General features: G+C 60.7%; 27 protein-coding genes, 1 tRNA gene and 1 pseudogene. 2 read left to right on the forward strand and 27 right to left on the reverse strand.

Annotated features, from left to right (window positions below):
* From WS49_RS17465 to WS49_RS33775, 24 genes and pseudogenes are all read right to left on the reverse strand, one after another.
* Positions 1 to 1,160: pseudogene (locus tag WS49_RS17465) on the reverse strand (hypothetical protein); the annotation flags it as partial.
* Between the two features lies 1 nt (position 1,161).
* Entirely contained in the window at positions 1,162 to 1,359 is a 198-nt protein-coding gene (locus tag WS49_RS17470) for a hypothetical protein (protein WP_059531036.1), read from the reverse strand.
* An 8-nt stretch (positions 1,360 to 1,367) separates the two neighbouring features.
* Positions 1,368 to 1,868, reverse strand: a complete 501-nt coding sequence (locus WS49_RS17475; protein ID WP_059531039.1) for a DUF1804 family protein — start codon at positions 1,866 to 1,868, stop codon at positions 1,368 to 1,370.
* 5 nt (positions 1,869 to 1,873) lie between these two features.
* The gene (locus WS49_RS17480; RefSeq protein ID WP_059526301.1) at positions 1,874 to 2,080 is read right to left on the reverse strand and encodes a hypothetical protein; all 207 of its coding nucleotides are present in this window, start codon (positions 2,078 to 2,080) and stop codon (positions 1,874 to 1,876) included.
* Positions 2,077 to 2,379 (reverse strand): hypothetical protein, encoded by a 303-nt coding sequence (locus WS49_RS17485; RefSeq protein WP_257127641.1) that lies wholly within the window; start codon positions 2,377 to 2,379, stop codon positions 2,077 to 2,079. The genes WS49_RS17480 and WS49_RS17485 overlap by 4 nt, the downstream gene beginning before the upstream one ends.
* The gene (locus WS49_RS17490) at positions 2,370 to 2,603 is read right to left on the reverse strand and encodes a TraR/DksA C4-type zinc finger protein (RefSeq protein ID WP_059531043.1); all 234 of its coding nucleotides are present in this window, start codon (positions 2,601 to 2,603) and stop codon (positions 2,370 to 2,372) included. The genes WS49_RS17485 and WS49_RS17490 overlap by 10 nt, the downstream gene beginning before the upstream one ends.
* Positions 2,604 to 3,224 carry a hypothetical protein gene (locus WS49_RS17495; RefSeq protein WP_059531046.1) on the reverse strand — a complete coding sequence of 207 codons (621 nt, stop codon included), beginning with the start codon at positions 3,222 to 3,224 and terminating at the stop codon, positions 2,604 to 2,606.
* A complete protein-coding gene (locus tag WS49_RS17500; RefSeq protein WP_059531048.1) occupies positions 3,205 to 3,450 on the reverse strand; it encodes a hypothetical protein in 246 nt (81 codons plus the stop codon). Before WS49_RS17500 ends, WS49_RS17495 begins: the two co-directional genes overlap by 20 nt.
* Positions 3,451 to 3,462: 12 nt before the next feature.
* Positions 3,463 to 3,999 carry a glycoside hydrolase family 24 protein gene (locus WS49_RS17505; protein ID WP_059531051.1) on the reverse strand — a complete coding sequence of 179 codons (537 nt, stop codon included), beginning with the start codon at positions 3,997 to 3,999 and terminating at the stop codon, positions 3,463 to 3,465.
* A 129-nt stretch (positions 4,000 to 4,128) separates the two neighbouring features.
* On the reverse strand, positions 4,129 to 4,563 hold the full coding sequence (locus WS49_RS17510; RefSeq protein WP_059531054.1) for a Mor transcription activator family protein: 435 nt from the start codon (positions 4,561 to 4,563) through the stop codon (positions 4,129 to 4,131).
* Positions 4,560 to 4,958 carry a gp16 family protein gene (locus WS49_RS17515; protein WP_063888598.1) on the reverse strand — a complete coding sequence of 133 codons (399 nt, stop codon included), beginning with the start codon at positions 4,956 to 4,958 and terminating at the stop codon, positions 4,560 to 4,562. Before WS49_RS17515 ends, WS49_RS17510 begins: the two co-directional genes overlap by 4 nt.
* A 78-nt stretch (positions 4,959 to 5,036) precedes the next feature.
* Positions 5,037 to 5,495: a beta galactosidase jelly roll domain-containing protein gene (locus WS49_RS17520; RefSeq protein ID WP_059531060.1), complete on the reverse strand. Its 459-nt coding sequence runs from the start codon at positions 5,493 to 5,495 to the stop codon at positions 5,037 to 5,039.
* 9 nt (positions 5,496 to 5,504) lie between these two features.
* Positions 5,505 to 5,978 carry a hypothetical protein gene (locus WS49_RS17525; protein WP_059531063.1) on the reverse strand — a complete coding sequence of 158 codons (474 nt, stop codon included), beginning with the start codon at positions 5,976 to 5,978 and terminating at the stop codon, positions 5,505 to 5,507.
* A 12-nt stretch (positions 5,979 to 5,990) separates the two neighbouring features.
* Positions 5,991 to 6,608 (reverse strand): DUF3164 family protein, encoded by a 618-nt coding sequence (locus tag WS49_RS17530; RefSeq protein WP_059531066.1) that lies wholly within the window; start codon positions 6,606 to 6,608, stop codon positions 5,991 to 5,993.
* A gap of 29 nt (positions 6,609 to 6,637) precedes the next feature.
* Entirely contained in the window at positions 6,638 to 7,246 is a 609-nt protein-coding gene (locus WS49_RS17535) for a hypothetical protein (RefSeq protein WP_156441410.1), read from the reverse strand.
* A gap of 16 nt (positions 7,247 to 7,262) precedes the next feature.
* Positions 7,263 to 7,580, reverse strand: coding sequence for a hypothetical protein (locus tag WS49_RS33770; protein ID WP_082725355.1), 318 nt, complete (start codon positions 7,578 to 7,580; stop codon positions 7,263 to 7,265).
* Positions 7,581 to 7,634: 54 nt separating this feature from the next.
* On the reverse strand, positions 7,635 to 7,943 hold the full coding sequence (locus WS49_RS17540) for a hypothetical protein (RefSeq protein WP_257127699.1): 309 nt from the start codon (positions 7,941 to 7,943) through the stop codon (positions 7,635 to 7,637).
* Complete coding sequence (locus tag WS49_RS17545; RefSeq protein WP_059531075.1) at positions 7,940 to 8,299, reverse strand: hypothetical protein; 360 nt, start codon at positions 8,297 to 8,299, stop codon at positions 7,940 to 7,942. Before WS49_RS17545 ends, WS49_RS17540 begins: the two co-directional genes overlap by 4 nt.
* On the reverse strand, positions 8,292 to 8,927 hold the full coding sequence (locus WS49_RS17550) for a hypothetical protein (RefSeq protein ID WP_059531078.1): 636 nt from the start codon (positions 8,925 to 8,927) through the stop codon (positions 8,292 to 8,294). The genes WS49_RS17545 and WS49_RS17550 overlap by 8 nt, the downstream gene beginning before the upstream one ends.
* The gene (locus WS49_RS17555) at positions 8,917 to 9,219 is read right to left on the reverse strand and encodes a hypothetical protein (protein WP_059531081.1); all 303 of its coding nucleotides are present in this window, start codon (positions 9,217 to 9,219) and stop codon (positions 8,917 to 8,919) included. Before WS49_RS17555 ends, WS49_RS17550 begins: the two co-directional genes overlap by 11 nt.
* Positions 9,219 to 9,971 (reverse strand): AAA family ATPase, encoded by a 753-nt coding sequence (locus tag WS49_RS17560; protein ID WP_257127698.1) that lies wholly within the window; start codon positions 9,969 to 9,971, stop codon positions 9,219 to 9,221. The genes WS49_RS17555 and WS49_RS17560 overlap by 1 nt, the downstream gene beginning before the upstream one ends.
* 25 nt (positions 9,972 to 9,996) lie before the next feature.
* Entirely contained in the window at positions 9,997 to 12,255 is a 2,259-nt protein-coding gene (locus WS49_RS17565) for a DDE-type integrase/transposase/recombinase (protein WP_059531084.1), read from the reverse strand.
* Positions 12,252 to 12,770, reverse strand: coding sequence for a phage regulatory CII family protein (locus WS49_RS17570; RefSeq protein WP_257127697.1), 519 nt, complete (start codon positions 12,768 to 12,770; stop codon positions 12,252 to 12,254). Before WS49_RS17570 ends, WS49_RS17565 begins: the two co-directional genes overlap by 4 nt.
* Position 12,771: 1 nt before the next feature.
* Positions 12,772 to 13,128, reverse strand: a complete 357-nt coding sequence (locus tag WS49_RS33775; RefSeq protein ID WP_218921267.1) for a helix-turn-helix domain-containing protein — start codon at positions 13,126 to 13,128, stop codon at positions 12,772 to 12,774.
* A gap of 191 nt (positions 13,129 to 13,319) precedes the next feature.
* Between WS49_RS33775 and WS49_RS35120 the strand changes: the two genes are divergently transcribed.
* Together WS49_RS35120 and WS49_RS17580 are read left to right on the forward strand one after the other, a co-directional pair.
* Complete coding sequence (locus WS49_RS35120; protein WP_059596260.1) at positions 13,320 to 13,772, forward strand: helix-turn-helix domain-containing protein; 453 nt, start codon at positions 13,320 to 13,322, stop codon at positions 13,770 to 13,772.
* 13 nt (positions 13,773 to 13,785) lie between these two features.
* Positions 13,786 to 14,424 carry a hypothetical protein gene (locus WS49_RS17580; protein ID WP_156441411.1) on the forward strand — a complete coding sequence of 213 codons (639 nt, stop codon included), beginning with the start codon at positions 13,786 to 13,788 and terminating at the stop codon, positions 14,422 to 14,424.
* A 472-nt stretch (positions 14,425 to 14,896) separates the two neighbouring features.
* On the opposite strand, the gene WS49_RS17585 is transcribed toward WS49_RS17580, so the two are convergent.
* From WS49_RS17585 to WS49_RS17595, 3 genes are all read right to left on the reverse strand, one after another.
* Positions 14,897 to 15,673, reverse strand: a complete 777-nt coding sequence (locus tag WS49_RS17585; RefSeq protein ID WP_059531095.1) for a hypothetical protein — start codon at positions 15,671 to 15,673, stop codon at positions 14,897 to 14,899.
* A gap of 587 nt (positions 15,674 to 16,260) precedes the next feature.
* Positions 16,261 to 16,587 carry a helix-turn-helix domain-containing protein gene (locus tag WS49_RS17590; protein WP_059531403.1) on the reverse strand — a complete coding sequence of 109 codons (327 nt, stop codon included), beginning with the start codon at positions 16,585 to 16,587 and terminating at the stop codon, positions 16,261 to 16,263.
* A 184-nt stretch (positions 16,588 to 16,771) separates the two neighbouring features.
* Positions 16,772 to 16,847: transfer RNA gene (locus WS49_RS17595), tRNA-Arg, on the reverse strand.
* Between the last annotated feature and the right edge of the window lie 192 nt (positions 16,848 to 17,039).

The following is a 17,039-nucleotide window of genomic DNA, read 5'->3' on the forward strand; positions in this document are numbered from 1 at the left end:
ATGTGGCCGAACACCTTGTCTTCTTCGGTGCGCGGATCACCCTGCATCTCGGTCGCGAACGCACGCGGCGATTTCGCGCGCTGCCGCATCAGGTAGAACAGCGTGCGCACGGACGGCCAGGACGTGACGGCGCCAGCGTCCATCTCGGCCTGGTGCTCCAGGTAGAACCGGTACGACGGCAGCTCGGTGTCGGCGATCGCCTCGCCGCGTTGCGCGGCCGCCTCAATCGCCGGCTTGTCGTCATTGAGCATCAGCGCTTCGCACTGTTGCCACAAATCCATGTTCTTCGGCATCTGCGCGATCGCGCGGAAGTGATGGACGACGTGGCCGATCGTGCGCTTCGCGCGCGAGATCGGGTCATCCTTGTCGAGCACCGTGCCGACGCCGATGTACTTCACGCTACCGTCCGGCGGGCCGAGGTAGTCGATGGCCTTTTCCAGCCACGTCCAGCGATTCTGACGTTCGGTCGGACTCTTCGCCTCGGAGTCGGTGATCAGGTCATCGCCCATCAGCACCTTCGGTCGGCTCGCGCCGTGGAACGTGCCGCGAATCGCCTGTTCAGCACCGAACGGTTCTACCTTGACGCCGTTCTTCGTGACGAACTCGCCGACCTTCCATGTAGGCCCCTTGCCACACACTTCCGGGAAGTCGAGCTGAAGCGCCGCGTTAGCGGTCAGCTCCGTTTTAACCACTTCGAGCAGCTTGGTCGGCAGTGATGTTTCAGCGCCGAGCAGGATGATGTAGTCGAGGAACGCGAGGAGCGCGTCCGTCCATCCGACCTCGCGCCGGATTTCCTCACGCTGCAAGAGACCCTGCACGATGATGTAGACAGGGCCGATCTTCGTGCACATGGACGACTTCGCTTCGCCGCGTGGCGCGACCCACCACTCGCGCGTGCCGCCGAGCTGGCGTAGCAGCTTCGGAAATCGCCCGCAGAAGTGCGCCTGGAACAACGACGGCGTGCCGCGAATGTGATGTGGGAAATACGTGTACGCGAAGAACTGGTAATCGCCGTCGACGAGCACGCGTCGACGGCGTTCCAGCCGCGCGGTCGGCGACGGATCGAGGCCCGTTGCATGGGCCTCGATGTCACGCCGCAACTCCGCTTGTAGCTCCGCGATTTCCTTGTGGAAATCCTTCTCAGTGAACTTCTGCGCCATGTCATTCCTGCGCGGCCGTGATGCGGTCAAACAGCTTGTAGACGTCAGCGCCATCGAAGCAATGGGGCGTATGTTTCACTCGGATCATTTCGCCCGTCATCAGCGCGACGTCGAGGTAAGTGTCGCCATACGTGTCGATGGTGGCCGAGACGATATGATCCGTATTCACCGCGCGATAGCGGTCCAGTTTGATGATCATGGCAACTCCTATCCGTAGGCGGCGCTCAGTTCTTCACCGAACGGCACCAGAATCTCCGCGAACGCTTCCACGTGACTCGGGTAGCGCTCTTTCACGAACGCGGCAAGTCGCTGCACGACGCCCATTGCGACTGCGAGTTCATTCGTCTCCGGAAGCACACGTTTGGATGCGTTGATCGTCTTGTTGTATGCGTCGGCGAGGCTGGCCAGCATGGCGACCTTATCGGCCGGTTTCATCACGGTATCGGCGTCGAGCTGATCCATCGTCGCCTGATACTGCGTGATCATGCCGGCGAGCATTTGTCGAGCCGCACCCTCGATCCCGCCACCGGCCATCAACTGTGCAGCCTGGGCTTTATCCCAATCGTCGCCGGCAGCGCGCGCATCATCCTTCCATCGGCGTGCGGTGGAATAGTTGACGCCGCTCTTCATGGCGGCAACTTCGAGCGACAGGCGGTCGAACACGAACGCTCGGCGGACCTTGTCGCGAACTTCCTTCGGGTAGGTCATGTGCGTTACAGGCCCAGCTTCGCGCGAGCGAACGAGATACCCATCGCGACTATGCCACCCGCCATTGCTCCGGCTCCGGCGCCAGCCGCAGCGCCATACTTGATCGCACGCTTCTCGCCATTGGCGACCCGTTCCTTCAGCTCGCTGACCCCTGCGTCGATCTTCCTCAGCAGCTTCATTTCGGGGCTGTCTTCCGCCTTGATGTCGCTCATTGCTTGTCCTGTTTTTTGTCCAGCTTGTTGTTGATGTCGGTCAGCTTCTGGTCAATGCTGCGCAGACCGTCTCGGAATTCATCGCGCATTGCCTGGTTCTCGGAGCGACGGACGTATTCGCGCGCCACCATCTCGCGAAACGCAGCGTGCTCGCGCTGGATACCAGCGTCCCGGGCTTCGTTGTCTTCCAACTTCTTCAGGACGCTGCGAATCACGACGCCGCCGAAGAGATTGACCGCCCCGAGCAGAAGCGTGATGACGCCCATAAAAATCGCAGCCGGATCGAATGTCACTTGCACGAGTACCTCCGTTTGATAACGCGCTCGCGGCGTTGCTGGCATTCGATGCAGAAGCGGCACCCCAGTACCGCGTGGCGACGCTCATCGGGAATCGGTTCGCCGCATGCATCGTTCTGACAAACCGACTCGGATTCAGCGGTGCTGCGTGCGGGCTGCGTCGCTGCCGCGATGGCGAGCGCGCGATACTGTTCTTCGATATTGCTCGCGTGGTCGAAGTCGTCCATCTATTGCTTGTCCTCTTGCTTGGGAAGCGCGGCCTTTACCGCCTTCAGTTTCAATTCAGTGCTTCGCGTGCGGGCGGCATAGTCGACGAACCAGGCGAGGACGTCGGCTTGTGATACCCCGGAGTCAGCGGCGGCATCGGCGTCGGGACCGACAACAGCAGAGGCGGGATCGGCGCTTGCCGGCACGGGGGAATCACCAGCGTCGGCGATGCCTGCTGCGTGGTTCCACACGCGGACAAAGCCACGGCTGAACACGCAACCAACGACAGGTGCATAATTTTTCGCGCCGGGAACCGGCGGGCTACGGCGAGGTTGCGTGACATGGTCAATTCGCTCCTTCAGTGCAGCTGTGGTTTGTGTGGCGGCGGATTGCACGACGAGATAGCCCGATTCCGCGGCCGATGCGCGTGCCACGTCAGCCGCGTACCGGCCGAAGGCATCGCTCGCGGCCGAAGCCGACGCGTGCTCGACGGAGGCGCGGTAGTCGGCCAGTGCCTTGTCACCACGTGCGGCTGCAACGCTGTAGCCGTGCTGGTAGGTTCTCGTGAAGGCAAACGCGACCAGTGTTGCGACGACGATGCTCGCGAGCACCTTTGCGCATTTACTGATTGCTTCCGTCATTTACAGCCTCCTTGGAGGGACGGCCGCGCCATGCGGCGAGTGCCTGGATAACGGCCGAGTAACCGCCGACGCAGCCGAGGTAGATCAGCCACGTATCGAACGTGAGCTGATTCCTGTATCCCTGGTAGATGAACATGAGAGTTGCGACAGCCGACGCGATGTTCGGCCAGAGCTTCGCGTGCGAAAGCTTGCCGTCGTGGCCGGTGATCAGATCGCTGAGTGACATCGCCGCTCCTGATCAGGCGATCGCAACGACACCGCCGGCCGCGCGATATGCTGCCGTGAGCATCGTCAGCTCGTTTTGGTGCTGGCCGTAGTCGTTACCGGGAAGCGACGCCCAAATATTCGAACACGCCTTGATCGCAGCCACGAGCCGGCCGGCAGCAATCAGCGGCAGCGCGCGGCGCTCCCGAATCTGCTGGATCGCGATCATGTCCTGGGAAACCGGGCTGAAGTCGTCGAGCTTGAGCAAACTCGCGTAGGGCGCGTAGTAGCGCGACAGGAGCTGATAGCGACCGGCGGCCGTCGAATTCAGCTCCGTATTGAGGATGCCCGGGTGCTTCGCGTAGGAGGGGAACGTAAGCAGTCGGGCCGGGATGATGTAAGTACCGCGCGCGCTGCTCTTCTTGGTGATCGGCCCGTGCGAGCCGACCAGTACGTTATAGCCGTCGTCGCTGTTCCGACGCGTCCATGCATCGATCTCGCTCGCGGCGAGCATGTCGAGAAATGCGACGACGTTTTGTCCGCCCGCCGCGCTCGCCGTAATGCGTGCCATCAATACCCTCGGTATCTGGAATGATGACCGCATTGTTGATGCTGCGGCGCTGGTGGACCACCCGCGCTAGGACAGTAGGTACAAAATAAAAAGCCCCGCATCGCGGGGCTTCGGTGGATCAGGGAGCAACTAGAACAACTCCGCCTGGGGCGATGCGCTCTCAGACGTGTCGGAGCGCTTGAGAATACGCCAAATGTGTCGTTCGGTCATTCGGTGCCGACGAGCGAGCTGTGTCGCCGCATGGTTCGCGGGATGCTCGCGCGTCAGTGCGTCGAACTCGGCTCGAATGCTGCGGTGTTGCAGTTCCCGAATCGCGACCTTACACAGCGGAACACACAGGACATCGCCGCCAAAGTGCGTCGTCAGCAGATCCGCCGCGTCAGTGCCGACGATTTCGGCCAGCGCCTCGTAGCGGATCTCGCCGCGACGCGATCGACGCATTGCGATCGGGAAATTCGTGCCGCCGAGCTGCTCGATCAAGCGGATCGTAGCTGGCCAGCCGATCAGCTTAATCATCGTTTTCACGACGTCTGGCAGCAGGTGTTCAACACCCTGAAAATTCATGCCGACCTCCGCTTCGCATCGTATTGGAGGGCGGCGATCAACTTGCCGAGCATCACGTCATCGCAGAACTCGATTGCGTCGACCTTGCAGATTCGCTTCACCATGCCTCCGATGTAATCCCAGGGCAGGTTCGCCTCGGCGAGCAGCGCTTCGATCTTGCGGATTTGAGCCGCGCGCGGCCGTGCAACGTTCGGCCGGCGACCAGCATCGCGCTTCGGCTTGAAACCGCAGCGCTCGAAGTGCTTTAGCAGCTTGTGCGCGCCTTCCGGCGTCAGGTCTTTCGACGAGCCGACGCCGGCGACGCTGCGCAGCACCGTGCGGTATTCGTCATCGGTCATCGCGAGCTGCTGCTTTGCGATGTGGATTTTCGCTACCGTTGTTTTCGCGATCAGCATCACGACCTCCACCAGCGCCGCAGTTCCTTGCGGCAGAGACACACCAGGAACACGATCCCGGCCAGGATGACGACGAAGTCAGACATGTGCCGCCTCCGAACCTGTGGTCTCGACCGACGTATTGACCGCCACGCCAACCGAAACCAATGCGACCGATTCGCAGACGCGCGCAAAATGGCGAAGCATGGACCCCGGTGAATTCCACGTCATCGCGAAAATCGTTACGGTTTTGTCCAAATTGGGAAAGTACTTGCGTGCGTTACGCTTCCCGAATTGCTTCTCGATGCGCGCGCGTTCGGAGGGCTTATAGGCGCTGATCTTCACGGGCCGATAGAACCGATGCTCAGGCGCATCCTCCTTCAGATAGCTTCCTCGAAACCAGCCATTCACAAAGACCATCAAATCGTATCGACGTGGTTTCGTCCGCTGCACTTCAATCGTCACCGTGTACCCGTCGCAACGAAGCACGACACAGCCATATGGGAACGACAGCTCCGTGTCGATCTTCTCAATGTCTTCTCGCGCGAGTTTTGACATGGTTCCTCCCTAGACCGGTTTCGCCACAGATGCGCGAGCGGCTTCAATTGCTTCCCGTGCACGTGCCCGAGTTTCTGTATGTTCGTCAGGGTCGTTCGCGATGGCCTCGGCAAATTCAAGCAATGCTTCAGCCATCGCCGGTTCGGCTCGGGTTGCCGTTGAACGGCCATTCAACGCCTCGGCGATTTCGTTGGCAATGGCGTACGAGGTTGCGACTGCCAGCCTGGCACCTCCGCTCCAAATCTCGGTCGCGTGCACTATTGCCCTGATGTGGCGGCATGCTTCGTCTCCGATCCGTGCTGCTGGCACGGGGCGCGGCAGCAACGGGTTGAGCCGCAGCACTGCGCTCCATAATTCGCGAGCCGCTTCGTCGACGGTAAGGTGATCGGCAATCATCACGCTGCCGTCGTCGGCGATCGTGATGATCGGCTGGTATGACGACGAGACGAAATGTAGAACGGCACTGTCGAGTTCGGTGGGCATAACGATGTCCTCTCAGATAGCCGCGAGATCGAGACTGATCGCGCGGTACTCCTCCGTATCTTCGACGCGCTCGTACAGCCGGATATAGGGCTTGCTACCTGTCACTCGGATGCTGTCGACGATCGCCCGCATTGCCTTGGTCCACTTCGGATCGTCGATCGCAAGGCGACGCAGCGCGAGAATGCGGCCGGTGTTCACGTTGCCTTCCTTGTCGACCTGGAACGCTTCGTTGATCAGCACCTTGATCTTGTCGTTGCTACCTTCGGTCCACTCGCGCAGACATTCGTCGATCAGTTCCTTCGCCGCTTGAAGGCGCTCGTCGAACTGGATGCGCTCCGCGATTTGGCGCACGATCTTGTAGCGACCGTCGAAGGTGATCAACGAAATGTTGCCCTTGGCACCGCCGACCTTGACGCCATATTGCTCGTGGCTGGCCTCGACGAACGCAGCGATGTCGCCAAATGCCCGTGCCTTGAATTCGGCCAACTCCGATTGGAGGCGCTTCGCATCAGCGACCAGCGACGTGACCGTCTGATCGCGGAGCTGGTCGATCGGCGCAACGAGCGATGCAGGAACGAGGCGGCCCCGTGCGTCCTGCACATAGCCGGCCGGGATGGCTTGATTTGTCATGACGTGTTCCTCTATTGCGTAGGTGTGGTTTAGTGAAATTTGATCGGCCTGTCGTCTTTATTGACAACGCGTTTTGCGACGAACTCGCTCACGGCCTTGACTACATCGTCCGGGCTACCCTTGGCGTGTGCGACGACGATCACGGACACTTCACGGGTGAGGTCGCGCAGCACGGCTTCGAGTGAATCAAGCGTCGAGAAAAGCCGGATGCCGGCGCGGTTCATTGTGTCGACGGCGGCACGCAGCTCGTCGACAGACATGGCCCAGGGATCGTGTGCGCCAGCGTTATAGGAGGGCATCCGGTCCGAGGCACCCGCGTGGGCCGCACGCCATTGCTCGTGCTGGCGCAGCTCCTTCGACTCGCGCACCTCTTCGAGAGACTCGCGAAGACGCGGACTGGCTTCTAGCTGTGCGTCGAGAATCGCGGCCACGCCACGGAAGTCACCGACGATGTGCTGCAACAGCACGCGATTGATCAAGCCTGCGCAGTCGCGACCGATTGCATCGCGGTGTTCAAGGGCGGCAGAATAGTCGAGCAGGGAATTGTTCGCGCGATGCAATTCACGACGCAGTTCCCGCACACTGTCGAACGCATCCGGATTGGCCAGCGTCGGGCCTTGGGTGACATGGATTGTCATGGTTTTGTCGCTCCTGTTATGTGAGGGTTTGGGCTGCCTTGATGAGTTTTCGGGCTGCGGCAACTCCCTGCCAAAACTCTTCTGCGGACTTCTCGCTGATCAGGCGTCTTGCTGACGCGATTGCGGTCGCTTGGGTCTTGCCGCCTGCGATACGAAACCCGGTGCCGACATGCGTCACGACAAATGCAGGCTCGCCGGACGTAGTTGCAACCGGATTGGCGTGTGCTGCAAACAGCTCAGTCGGATACTGCGGAAAATCGATGCGCTCGCCATCGACCTTGATTCGGCGGGCACGAGCCGCTTGTTCGGAGTAGGTAAACACGTGAAGTTTCACTATAGGAGTCCTAATGTGATTATTCGATTCGAACCGGTGACGATGGCGTGATTGTCAGTGTCCTCGCTCCGTCCACAGCACGCGAATTTCGCCGACCTTGAACTGGCCGGTACGGTAGCGCGATACCCCGGAACCACCCGTGCGGTAGTACGTGGCTTCACCTTTCTCGACCATGTCGGCGCATGCCGTGCAGTTCTGCACCTGGATCGTCGGTTTCGAGCCGTTCGAGAACTCGATCCCGATCACGGTGAAGCCCTTTTCGGTGAGCGTTCCGATCGTTGCCGCAAGGCGCAGCGCCGTGAGCTGCATCAGTTGATTGATTGGCGGCACTTCCGGATTGAGGGCGTTAAAATTCGGTGTCAATTGGACTCTCCTTTAACGGGGCGATGCGGGCAGGTTTGGCATGTGCGCCAGTGCTCAAGCTTGATCGGATTGTGGATCGGGGCCTTCTGCAAGGCATACTCACGACAATGTTCGCCGTCCACCTCGGCGTGGCTGAACGGACAGACAACGCGTCCGAATGCTGCGTGGTAACGCGCTCTGATCCGGTCGGGCTTCGCTTTGCCGGTGCCGTAGGCACCACTGCCGTTGACGAAGATGGAAAGCGTTTTGCGCGCAACGCCCATCCGCGCCGCGACCTGGGTGACATTGATTGCACGGACCTCGCGCATCAGCCCGTTCACGAACCAGTCTTCTTGCATGTAGGCGGGCTTACTCATCGGCGATCTCCTGATGCTCCATCCACATGACGCGGTTCCAGTTCGGATCGAAAACGACCTTCGTTCGCTGAACAAGAGGCGCTTTCGGCCCGGACTCCATGTCCTTACGCAACCGGTAACGAGCCGGCGCGGCGCGCCGCGAGTGCTTGTTCGCGGGAGCAATGCATTCGAGATAGCCGGCCGCTGCAAGCTTGCCGACATAGGTCGCGGCGGTTGCCTCCGAAATCGGGCGAGACGCCGTGCTGGCAAATGCCGCAAGTTCGACGTGATTGAAGTCCTTCGCGACGAACACCCGACGCATCGTCGACCACATCGCCTCATTGATCGAACCCTGTACGACTTCCCCCCCGTTGCGGGTCAGACGCGGTGCCTCAACGCCGTTGTCACGCACAAGTCGATACGTACGACGCACCGCCGCGCCTCCGAGTCGCTCCTCCTGTTCGACCTCGACATAGCCGCCTTTGAGCAATCCCTTCATGTAGTCCTGGACGGCACTGATCTCGGTACGGGAGGCGATCGCAATCTCGCGTTGCTGGAAGGCATCGCGCGCATTGCGAATCGCTTCCCAGATGCGTTGGCGAGGGTTCTTGCCGCCCATCATTTCGAGGTTGATCGGCTTACGCGCCACGAGAATCCTCCATTCGCGGATCAACGTCGCTCACCGCCTCCGCAGCAGATTGAAGTGCGCGCGCGAGGACCAGCATTTCGCGGCGATTAAGGAAAAGATCGGCGAGTCGTTGACCGCCGTTGCAGGTGAGTCCGTTGAAATAGACGGTCAGCAACGCAAAGCCGTCACCTTCGCGGCATGTAATCCCAATGTCGCCGGAGTCTGCGATGTCGGAATTGATCTCTTCACCTTGATCGTTCACGGTAAAAATCCGTGCGTCACGAAGGCCATCGATACTCAGGCTCACGTCCATTACACCCTCCGCTCAGGCGCGCGGCCGGTGTAGAGGGCAATGGAATCGAGGTCCGAGCGCTCGAAGTCGGCCATGCCGCGCGTCATGCAGTGCTCGTGGATCGAAACGAGATTCACGCATACGCGCCGCACGGAGCCGCGAGACAGTTCGACCAGGTGCGACAGCACATCGTCGGCAATCGCGAGATCGGGGGCGTAGATCGAGGTGAGCTTGCTGGCGTCGCTGACGCTGACCGGCTGCGCCGGTGCCCAGGTCAGCACGCGTGAATGGAAGCGCTCCCACTGTTCCAGCTTCTTCGGCAGCAGTTCTTCGCCGACCAACAGCAGCGATCCCTGCGAACCCTCGTAGATGTCTCGCGTCAGCTCGATGAGGGCGTCGGATTTCGCGCAATAGTCGAACTCGTCGATAATCAGTGTGCGCCGCGAGGCCGACAATTGCTCGCAGACCAGATCGAGCAGGCCGGACTTGGTCGCGCGGCCGTGCTTCACACCCATCTCGTAGAGAATTTTTTCTAGCATCACTTTCGCACTCCACGCGCTGCGCATCTGTACGTAGTAGGCGCGCGATTCCACCGCGATCGAGTTCGTCGCGAAGGTCTTGCCCCATCCGGCCGGGCCATGCAGGACACCGATGCCCGGCACGCCACCGCGACGCTGATTCAGTCGCTCGATGGTCGCCGCCACAAGGTCCAGTGTCGCGATCGGCGCGATGCCGCCGGCCGGGCGATTGATTGCAGGGGTGGTTTTCACCATAATGACAATGCCTCTCGTCAAGGGGTTAGTTGAAAGCACGTGTCACGGTGGCGACCGTGGCTGTGCCGGGCACTGCCGGGCTTGATGCCTGGCGGTGTTTTCGCATAGCAATTGCGAATTCAGGGGTCTGCGGATACTGACCGTACCAGCGCGTCAGAATCGGATCGTCGATCGTGCCGCCAGCCGCCACGAGTTGGTCGAGTTCCTGCCATTTGCGGAACCGCAGCTCAGGTGTTTCCGGGACTGGCCGAATCTTCTTCACGTTGCTCTCGGGCGCGGGCTGCGCCTGGCTTGCGGTTTGTCGCGCGTCGATGATTCGCTGCAAGTCGGCCGGGATGTCAGCCTTCGGCACGACACCATCGAGTGCGCGCGCTGCTATACCTGCCGCCTTGAGGCCATCGGTTGTATGCGTGGCGGTCCGTGTCGGCAGCGAGGTGAGCTTGCCGGCCTGCGCCGCCTTGTTGGCCACCAGATCGCGCACGAGACGATCCGTATCGACCTTCGTGCCTTTGATAGCGTGCATTTGTTGCTTCACATGCTCGCGTTGCTTGCGGCGCGCCAGCACGGCGATTTCGGCGCGCGACACACCAGTACGCTCCGGATTGCGCGCCACACACACGAATTCGCCTTCGTGATAGACAACGACTTCACCGAGATCGGGCGTAATGCGTACCGCGACATCCTTGCCGACGTAGAGCGCCAGTTCCGGGGCGATGAATTGCGCGTTATCGATGCGCAGGCCCTTCTTCGTGACGGTATATCGGCCCTTGCCGGCCGGCGGTGCCAGCAGCACGTCGAGAGCACGTTCGTCCTCGATGCGATGCACGGGGCCGGTATAGCTCGATGCCCGCTGATAGGGAGTCATGCCGATGCCTTCGTGATGGGCGTGTTCATAGACGCCCTTGATCCATTGTTCGATGAGCGAGCGCAGCTCGGATGCCGGCATCGCGAGCGTGACGGCTTCGCCTTTCTTGAACAGGCGTTCGGAAAACGCGCGGCGTGCTTCGATCGCGCTACGCTCGGCGACGCTATGTCCGATGAATGCGGACAGCCCTTCCAGGATCGAGTGCAGCATCGTCTGGATGCCGCGCTCGACGTGCGGCTTCTGCCACGGCGAGAACGGGGCCGTCACGTAATGCGCGATGCCGAGCGCGGCAAGCGTTTCGATGAAGTCGCGGCTCTTGTAGTCCTGGCCGTTGTCGGTAACGACTTCTTCCGGGACACCCCACAACAGCAAGGCAAGGCGCAGCGCATACTTGTGCGTCTCGGTCTTCGGCGTCGGGGCGAGCACAACCAGCTTGCGCCGGCTGTACACGTCGATCACGACGGACGCGGAGTAGCGGCGCTCGACGCCGTCTTCGTCGGTCAGCATCCAGTCGGCCGGCGTGGCATCCATTTCCCACCGCTGATTCAGGCGCTCGACGTCGGCCGACGCGTCACCGAATGCGGTCATATACTTGTTTTTCCACTCGTCGGGATTGGTCGCCGCCGTGAACAGGCCGTCATGCTTACGCCGCCATGCCGTCACGAACCGATACGTCGCATCGTAGGACGGCGCTGCGAACAGGATTTCACCGGTGTCATCATCGACCGATGCCTGGTTCAGCAAATTGACGAGGTGCTGGATACCGAGATTCGGGCGGTCGATGAGCAGCGCGAGCGCTGTTTTTTCCAGCTCGGGTTGCTTCGTGAACACGTTCACGTCGCGCTGATGGCGACCGTCCTTCTCGTCGATCAAGCCCGCGAGGCCGACGCGCTCGTATTCGAGCACCCACCGTTGCAGCGAGCGCGGCGAGATCGACGGGATCGTCGACCGGACAGCGGCCGCAACCTCGATTTCCTTCAGGTTGTATGCCTTCGTGTAGGTCGGCCAGGACACGCGGCGGCTCATCGGTTGCACCGTGACGAACCATGTTTCCCAACTCTTCACGATCTCGTAGCGCGCGTCGAACCGCGCCTGTACCCCTGCCGGCAACTCGGCCGTCAGCTTCTTGAGGCTCTCCTGCGCGCGTTGGTGTTTCGAGACGCGCTCGGCCTCGGCACCAGCGCGAACCTGTTCGATCATCTTGAGCGTGCGGCCAGCCGCGTCGCCGCGCGCCTTGATTTCCCGATACCGCTCGACGGCCTTGCGCACGTCGGTCGGCAGGTTCGCCAGGTCGAACAGCTTGCGCTGGCCACCGCGCACGGCTTCCAACTCGAAGGGCCAATTTTCGCGACTGGCGCGGCGCTCAGCCGAGCGTTTCGTGATAGTCAGCGCACCTGCAATCACATCAAAGTCGATCATTGCGCACGACCTCCAAGACGGCGAACGACTTCATCGACAAGTCGGTCCATGACGGTGTCAGGCACGTTTTTGCGAAGCTCCCCTAAGCGAGCTTTCACCGAACGCTCTTGCAGCGTCAGCGCGCCGATCTCCGCGAGCATGGCTTCCTCGCCGCGATACACGCGGCAGCCGCAGCGGTCGGCGAGCATTTCGAGCATCCGGTAGTCACCGGTCGCGACTGTCAGTGCTGGGATAGCCTCGGCTGGAAAGCGCCAGCCTTCGGCGCTCGGCGCACAGTAGCGATCGAGCATGTTCTTCGTTGTTTCGTAATTGGACAGACGGGAGATTTGTGCTGCCACCTCGTGACGGTCGATACCGCGGCTGGACACGGTGCCGAGCATGTCTGCGAGCGTCTCGCGTACAGCAAGTGCGACGTCGAGACCGCCGGCTTCGGGGCGCGGTGTCGGCGGAACGTCAAAAAAGCTGAGTTCCATCTGCGTGGAAGTGGTTCTTCGGGTGGTTTTGCGTGCCGACATGTCAAGCGCCTCCCGTGCAATTGACGTTGCACAGATCAGGTCGGGTGATAGACTTACCTTCGGTTGACGCGGCCGGTTTGCGTCGGCCGAAACCGCGCTCACCGCGCCCGCTACGGGCAGTGCCGTCGATGTGATAGCGGCTCGGCCAAATGAGGTGACGAGGTACGCCGATCGTCGCTGCGATGATCGATTCGGCCTTCGGCCAGGGTACGTCGAGCGCATTTTTCAACGCGCCGGGCGCGTACCCGTAGGCCATTGACAGTCGCCGTAGCGACCATCCGGCCTTTTCCAGCGCCGCCTTGATGTCGGCGCGATGCCAGTCTTGCAGGGCAACCTGCTCGGCTGGTTTTTTTGACATGTTTAGCGTGCTCATGAGAGTGAACGATAGCACGTAAAACCGTGCCACTCAACGTATTTTGCGTGTCGCGCGTTCGTTTTTGCGCGTCTTTCTGCAGCTCTTGTGTAACGCGCTGATTTGATTGATTTTTTTGAAGTGCGACGCAGCGTGCGAAAGCGCGACATGCGTGTCGCGCTTTCTGGGGTGAGCGAATGACTGAAAGTGCGACACGCATTTCTGTCGAAATAGGCGAGAGATTGCGTGCTTATCGAGAGCACTTACGCCTGTCCCAAGAGCGGCTGGCGGACCTAGTCGGCGGAACGAAGCGCGGAATTCAGGATAACGAGGTCGGTCGGACGGCACCGAACAGCAGGTTGCTTACTGGACTGGCGCAGAACGGACTGAACATTAACTGGCTTCTAACGGGCAAGGGACCGATGCTTGTCGCCGACCTGGGAGCGTCCACCTCCGCGGTCAACGGGGAGACTCTCGGCATGGCCTTGGCCGCAGTGGAAAAGATCGCTGGCGAGCGCCGGTTAAAGCTGCCTCCGGAAACGCGCGGAAAGCTTGGTGCCTTGGTGTACCAGTATTTCCTCATCGAAAAGGCAGAAACAGAAGCTACGGCTTATGTAGCGCGGCTCATGGAACTTGTTTCAAGCCACTGATGTAGGGGTGTAGATGGAAGACAAGAACAAAATCAGAGACATAGCTGCGAAATTGATGGTCAGCGGAACGAGTGTGGAATCCTCGCAACCCGAAGGGCAACCCGCAGTTAAACAACGAGGAACGAGACCCGCACGCAATATTGTCGTCAGCGGAAGCGCCGGCCAAGTGGCGGGCGGCGACATCCACAACATATACCGTATCGAGAAGGTCGCACCTCCTTCAGTTGTTGTGCAGACTGGCGTAGGCGTGGTCGATGCGGGGCAGAAGCGGCAGCTGCTCGATCTCCGGGACGACATCGTCAAGGCGTCGGAGGTTAAAAAGAAGCCGAAGACACCGCAGAGCGTCATGTACGGACTCAACAAGCACATGAACGTGAACACGTATCACGAGATTCCGGCCGAAGGCTTCCAAAAGGCGCTGAAGTACATGCTGAAGCAGCGCGCGATTCTTCTCGGCATGGCGTCCGCGCCTAAAAAGCTGCCGGACTGGCGAAATATGCGGATAAAGGCAATCCACACTCGATGTAAGGCGCTAGAACTTGAGACTTGGCGACGCGGCTATATGCAGCGCACGTTCGGTAAGGGATCGATGATCGAGCTGGGCGACGATGAATTGGAGCGCCTATATCGGGCCGTCATGGGGAAAAAGTGACGGGGTGCTCGAATGGTGCCAAGTTCTGTGCAAAACCTGCTCAGACTTGCTCGATCTTCGCACAATCGGTGCCAAACTGGCTCGCGCGGTCGATTAGCCCGTCAGTCCCGTCGTTATTAGCTTTGCGCCAAGTTTCCGGCTGCCTTAGCTGATGCCATATCGAGCACCACCCCACAGCAGGTTTTGCCCTCATGCTGCCCTAGCGGAGCATGGCGGAAAATCAATTCGAGGAATAAAACTGCTGAGAGCCTTACTAGGCTTGGCGCGCCCGGCTGGGATCGAACCAGCAACCCCTGCCTTCGGAGCTTTACCGGCGCGCAACACTTCCTGTTAAATCAAAGCCTTACACAACTCGCAAACTGCAAAACCAAGGCTGCACAAGGTCAATCCAGCTCATCCAAGCTGCAATTTAGCTGCACACCAGAAGCGAGGCATATCGGTTTGCCGCGCCGTTCTAGACACGCTCGACCGACTATTGATCGGCCGATTCATGGCCTTCGCCTAGCGATTTGGCCGGCCGCGCCGGAACTCGCCCCTCCCCCAAGTTATCGGCCCCATCGGTTGGCTCCGCCATTTGTCCGAGGAGTTGAAACAGGCCAATCGGCTTCATGAGAGCATCCTGCTGCCGCTGAAGCTGCCACAACCTTTCCAGAGTCTCAGCTTTCTCCTGCTCCATTGCGGCCAGCCGTGCCACCTCATACAGTTGGCCGACGAGCATGCCGCCTAGCCAATACAACACGATCTTGGGATTCTGGCGCGCGAATGCGCCGCGTTGGACAGCCTTGCCACCCAGCGTGATGATCTCTGAGGCCGCGCCGCGGCCGCCGCATAAGTCAGTGACGATCCGATCCCGATGCTCGTGACTTTCTAGCCAGCCATCGATCGTGAAATTGACCGCGTTACGAATCCCATGCGCGCACACATTTCGCATCTGACTGAGGACGTTGAGAAAGGCGGTCGCGTCCGAGTAGTCCAACAACCCCAGCTTGGTCGCAACCGCGACCTTTCCTGTCGGGCCGTTCATAGGCATCCGGGCGAAGATTGACGCAAGTTCTTCTCCGGCCTTTTTCTCGATCGCATGCATCAATGCGGTTTCAATGAGCGCGTGCAGTTGAATCACGAACGACCAATCACGCTCTTCGTATATCGACCGGTAGAAGCCGGCTGGCAATCCGAGCGCTTCCATGAGTGCCACAACGCCTTTCTCATAATCGTCCTGCTCAGGACTCGAATCGCCTTCGTTCGTCATGCAACCCTCGTGTTGTCCGACGTTCGCGTAATCACGCGGCCTTCGACTTTCCCCGTACACCGCTCGCGCGGCCAGCAGGCACTCGGGGGGCGGGCCTTCATCAGCAGGGCCTTCCGGGCACCTGACCGCACGATGCCGAAGTCGCGTGAGAGGTCATTATGCACGGCCGAACGCCCCCGGGACGGCCGAAAACGCCGAGACTGCATAACCAAGGCGCATAAAAGTGCATAGGAGAAACGGCCCGTCGATCGCCGCGCGCCCCGTGCTGGGCGGGCTGGGCCGGCCAGTGCATGTGTGCCTAAAAACCGCTCGATTTTGCGGGCAGGTGGGGCGGGGGCACCAACTGCGCGCGCCGGGTCCGCGCCAGCCTCGTCAGCGCCGGACCCGCGCCAGCGAAGGGGCCCGTGCGCGCCTCAACAGCCTCGCCACGGGCCTGCCGCATATCGACGCACCAGGCGAATTCCCATCCACGCGACCGGCCGCTCTGAGGGCGCCTGAACTGACCGCTGCCGTGCACAGGGCATGGGCGAAAAAAAGCCGCCGGCACCGAAGTGCCTAGCGGCGTTTTACTGCTGGCCGACTGCTCGTCAGACGTCGAGCTGCGCGGCCGTGATGCCGAGCGCGGCGGCGATCTTCTCGCGCGTCGACTTGCGCAGCTTCTCGGTCCGCTCCTGCTGCGCGTAGGCGGACTGGCTGACGTCGAGTCGCGCTGCGACTTCCGCCTGCGTCAGTTTCAAATATTCGCGCCATGCGCGCAGCGGCGTCGCCCCGTCGACTGTCGCGCTGGCGACTGCATGCGAAATCAGGTCGCGCTCTTCTTCATGCTGCGCCATATAGTCCGCGTAGGGGATCACCACAAAGGCCGGCGCTCCGTCCGGCCCGTTGATGATTTGGATGTTAGTACGTGCGTTCATCGCGTTTCTTTCGCGGATGATCACCTGAGTCTGACGATCCGGCGCCTCCGGTACGAACACCACGGCTGGTAACGTTGAACGAGTGCATCACAGTCGCACGCAGGCCGCCGAGCTGCACGTCGTCGCCGGCTGACTGTAATTTCACTGAAGTGGGAGAAACCGCTGAAAGCCTGATCAGGCTTTTTGGCGCGCCCGGCTGGGATCGAACCAGCAACCCCTGCCTTCGGAGGGCAGTACTCTATCCATTGAGCTACGGGCGCGTGTGACAGTGAAACGACCCCAATAAACCGGCCGCCCACCATTGGCAAGACGGCAAGGATACCCGGTTTCCCATGAAGCGTCCACCTTGCCCGCAGAATCCCCGTCAGTCCCCCCATTCGTGCGGGTAAACACGCGCCTTCGCGCCGCTCGCCGTGATGTAAACGTTCCGTCTATAATCGTCCGTGCTTCAT

This window comes from Burkholderia sp. RF7-non_BP4 (genome assembly GCF_001521935.1).
Taxonomy (GTDB): domain Bacteria; phylum Pseudomonadota; class Gammaproteobacteria; order Burkholderiales; family Burkholderiaceae; genus Burkholderia; species Burkholderia diffusa.

Excerpts from the sequence above, each read along its gene's own strand:
- WS49_RS17520 (WP_059531060.1), bottom strand. The coding sequence starts at position 5,495 with ATGTCAAAACTCGCGCGAGAAGACATTGAGAAGATCGACACGGAGCTG.
- WS49_RS17565 (WP_059531084.1), bottom strand. The coding sequence starts at position 12,255 with ATGATCGACTTTGATGTGATTGCAGGTGCGCTGACTATCACGAAACGC.
- WS49_RS17510 (WP_059531054.1), bottom strand. The coding sequence starts at position 4,563 with ATGAATTTTCAGGGTGTTGAACACCTGCTGCCAGACGTCGTGAAAACG.
- WS49_RS17585 (WP_059531095.1), bottom strand. The coding sequence starts at position 15,673 with ATGACGAACGAAGGCGATTCGAGTCCTGAGCAGGACGATTATGAGAAA.
- WS49_RS17590 (WP_059531403.1), bottom strand. The coding sequence starts at position 16,587 with ATGAACGCACGTACTAACATCCAAATCATCAACGGGCCGGACGGAGCG.
- WS49_RS17505 (WP_059531051.1), bottom strand. The coding sequence starts at position 3,999 with ATGGCACGCATTACGGCGAGCGCGGCGGGCGGACAAAACGTCGTCGCA.
- WS49_RS17570 (WP_257127697.1), bottom strand. The coding sequence starts at position 12,770 with ATGTCGGCACGCAAAACCACCCGAAGAACCACTTCCACGCAGATGGAA.
- WS49_RS17475 (WP_059531039.1), bottom strand. The coding sequence starts at position 1,868 with ATGACCTACCCGAAGGAAGTTCGCGACAAGGTCCGCCGAGCGTTCGTG.
- WS49_RS17535 (WP_156441410.1), bottom strand. The coding sequence starts at position 7,246 with ATGACAATCCATGTCACCCAAGGCCCGACGCTGGCCAATCCGGATGCG.
- WS49_RS17555 (WP_059531081.1), bottom strand. The coding sequence starts at position 9,219 with ATGGACGTGAGCCTGAGTATCGATGGCCTTCGTGACGCACGGATTTTT.
- WS49_RS17525 (WP_059531063.1), bottom strand. The coding sequence starts at position 5,978 with ATGCCCACCGAACTCGACAGTGCCGTTCTACATTTCGTCTCGTCGTCA.
- WS49_RS17530 (WP_059531066.1), bottom strand. The coding sequence starts at position 6,608 with ATGACAAATCAAGCCATCCCGGCCGGCTATGTGCAGGACGCACGGGGC.
- WS49_RS17500 (WP_059531048.1), bottom strand. The coding sequence starts at position 3,450 with ATGTCACTCAGCGATCTGATCACCGGCCACGACGGCAAGCTTTCGCAC.
- WS49_RS17515 (WP_063888598.1), bottom strand. The coding sequence starts at position 4,958 with ATGCTGATCGCGAAAACAACGGTAGCGAAAATCCACATCGCAAAGCAG.
- WS49_RS17480 (WP_059526301.1), bottom strand. The coding sequence starts at position 2,080 with ATGAGCGACATCAAGGCGGAAGACAGCCCCGAAATGAAGCTGCTGAGG.
- WS49_RS35120 (WP_059596260.1), top strand. The coding sequence starts at position 13,320 with ATGACTGAAAGTGCGACACGCATTTCTGTCGAAATAGGCGAGAGATTG.
- WS49_RS33775 (WP_218921267.1), bottom strand. The coding sequence starts at position 13,128 with ATGTCAAAAAAACCAGCCGAGCAGGTTGCCCTGCAAGACTGGCATCGC.
- WS49_RS17495 (WP_059531046.1), bottom strand. The coding sequence starts at position 3,224 with ATGACGGAAGCAATCAGTAAATGCGCAAAGGTGCTCGCGAGCATCGTC.
- WS49_RS17545 (WP_059531075.1), bottom strand. The coding sequence starts at position 8,299 with ATGAGTAAGCCCGCCTACATGCAAGAAGACTGGTTCGTGAACGGGCTG.
- WS49_RS17580 (WP_156441411.1), top strand. The coding sequence starts at position 13,786 with ATGGAAGACAAGAACAAAATCAGAGACATAGCTGCGAAATTGATGGTC.
- WS49_RS17560 (WP_257127698.1), bottom strand. The coding sequence starts at position 9,971 with ATGGTGAAAACCACCCCTGCAATCAATCGCCCGGCCGGCGGCATCGCG.
- WS49_RS17470 (WP_059531036.1), bottom strand. The coding sequence starts at position 1,359 with ATGATCATCAAACTGGACCGCTATCGCGCGGTGAATACGGATCATATC.
- WS49_RS17490 (WP_059531043.1), bottom strand. The coding sequence starts at position 2,603 with ATGGACGACTTCGACCACGCGAGCAATATCGAAGAACAGTATCGCGCG.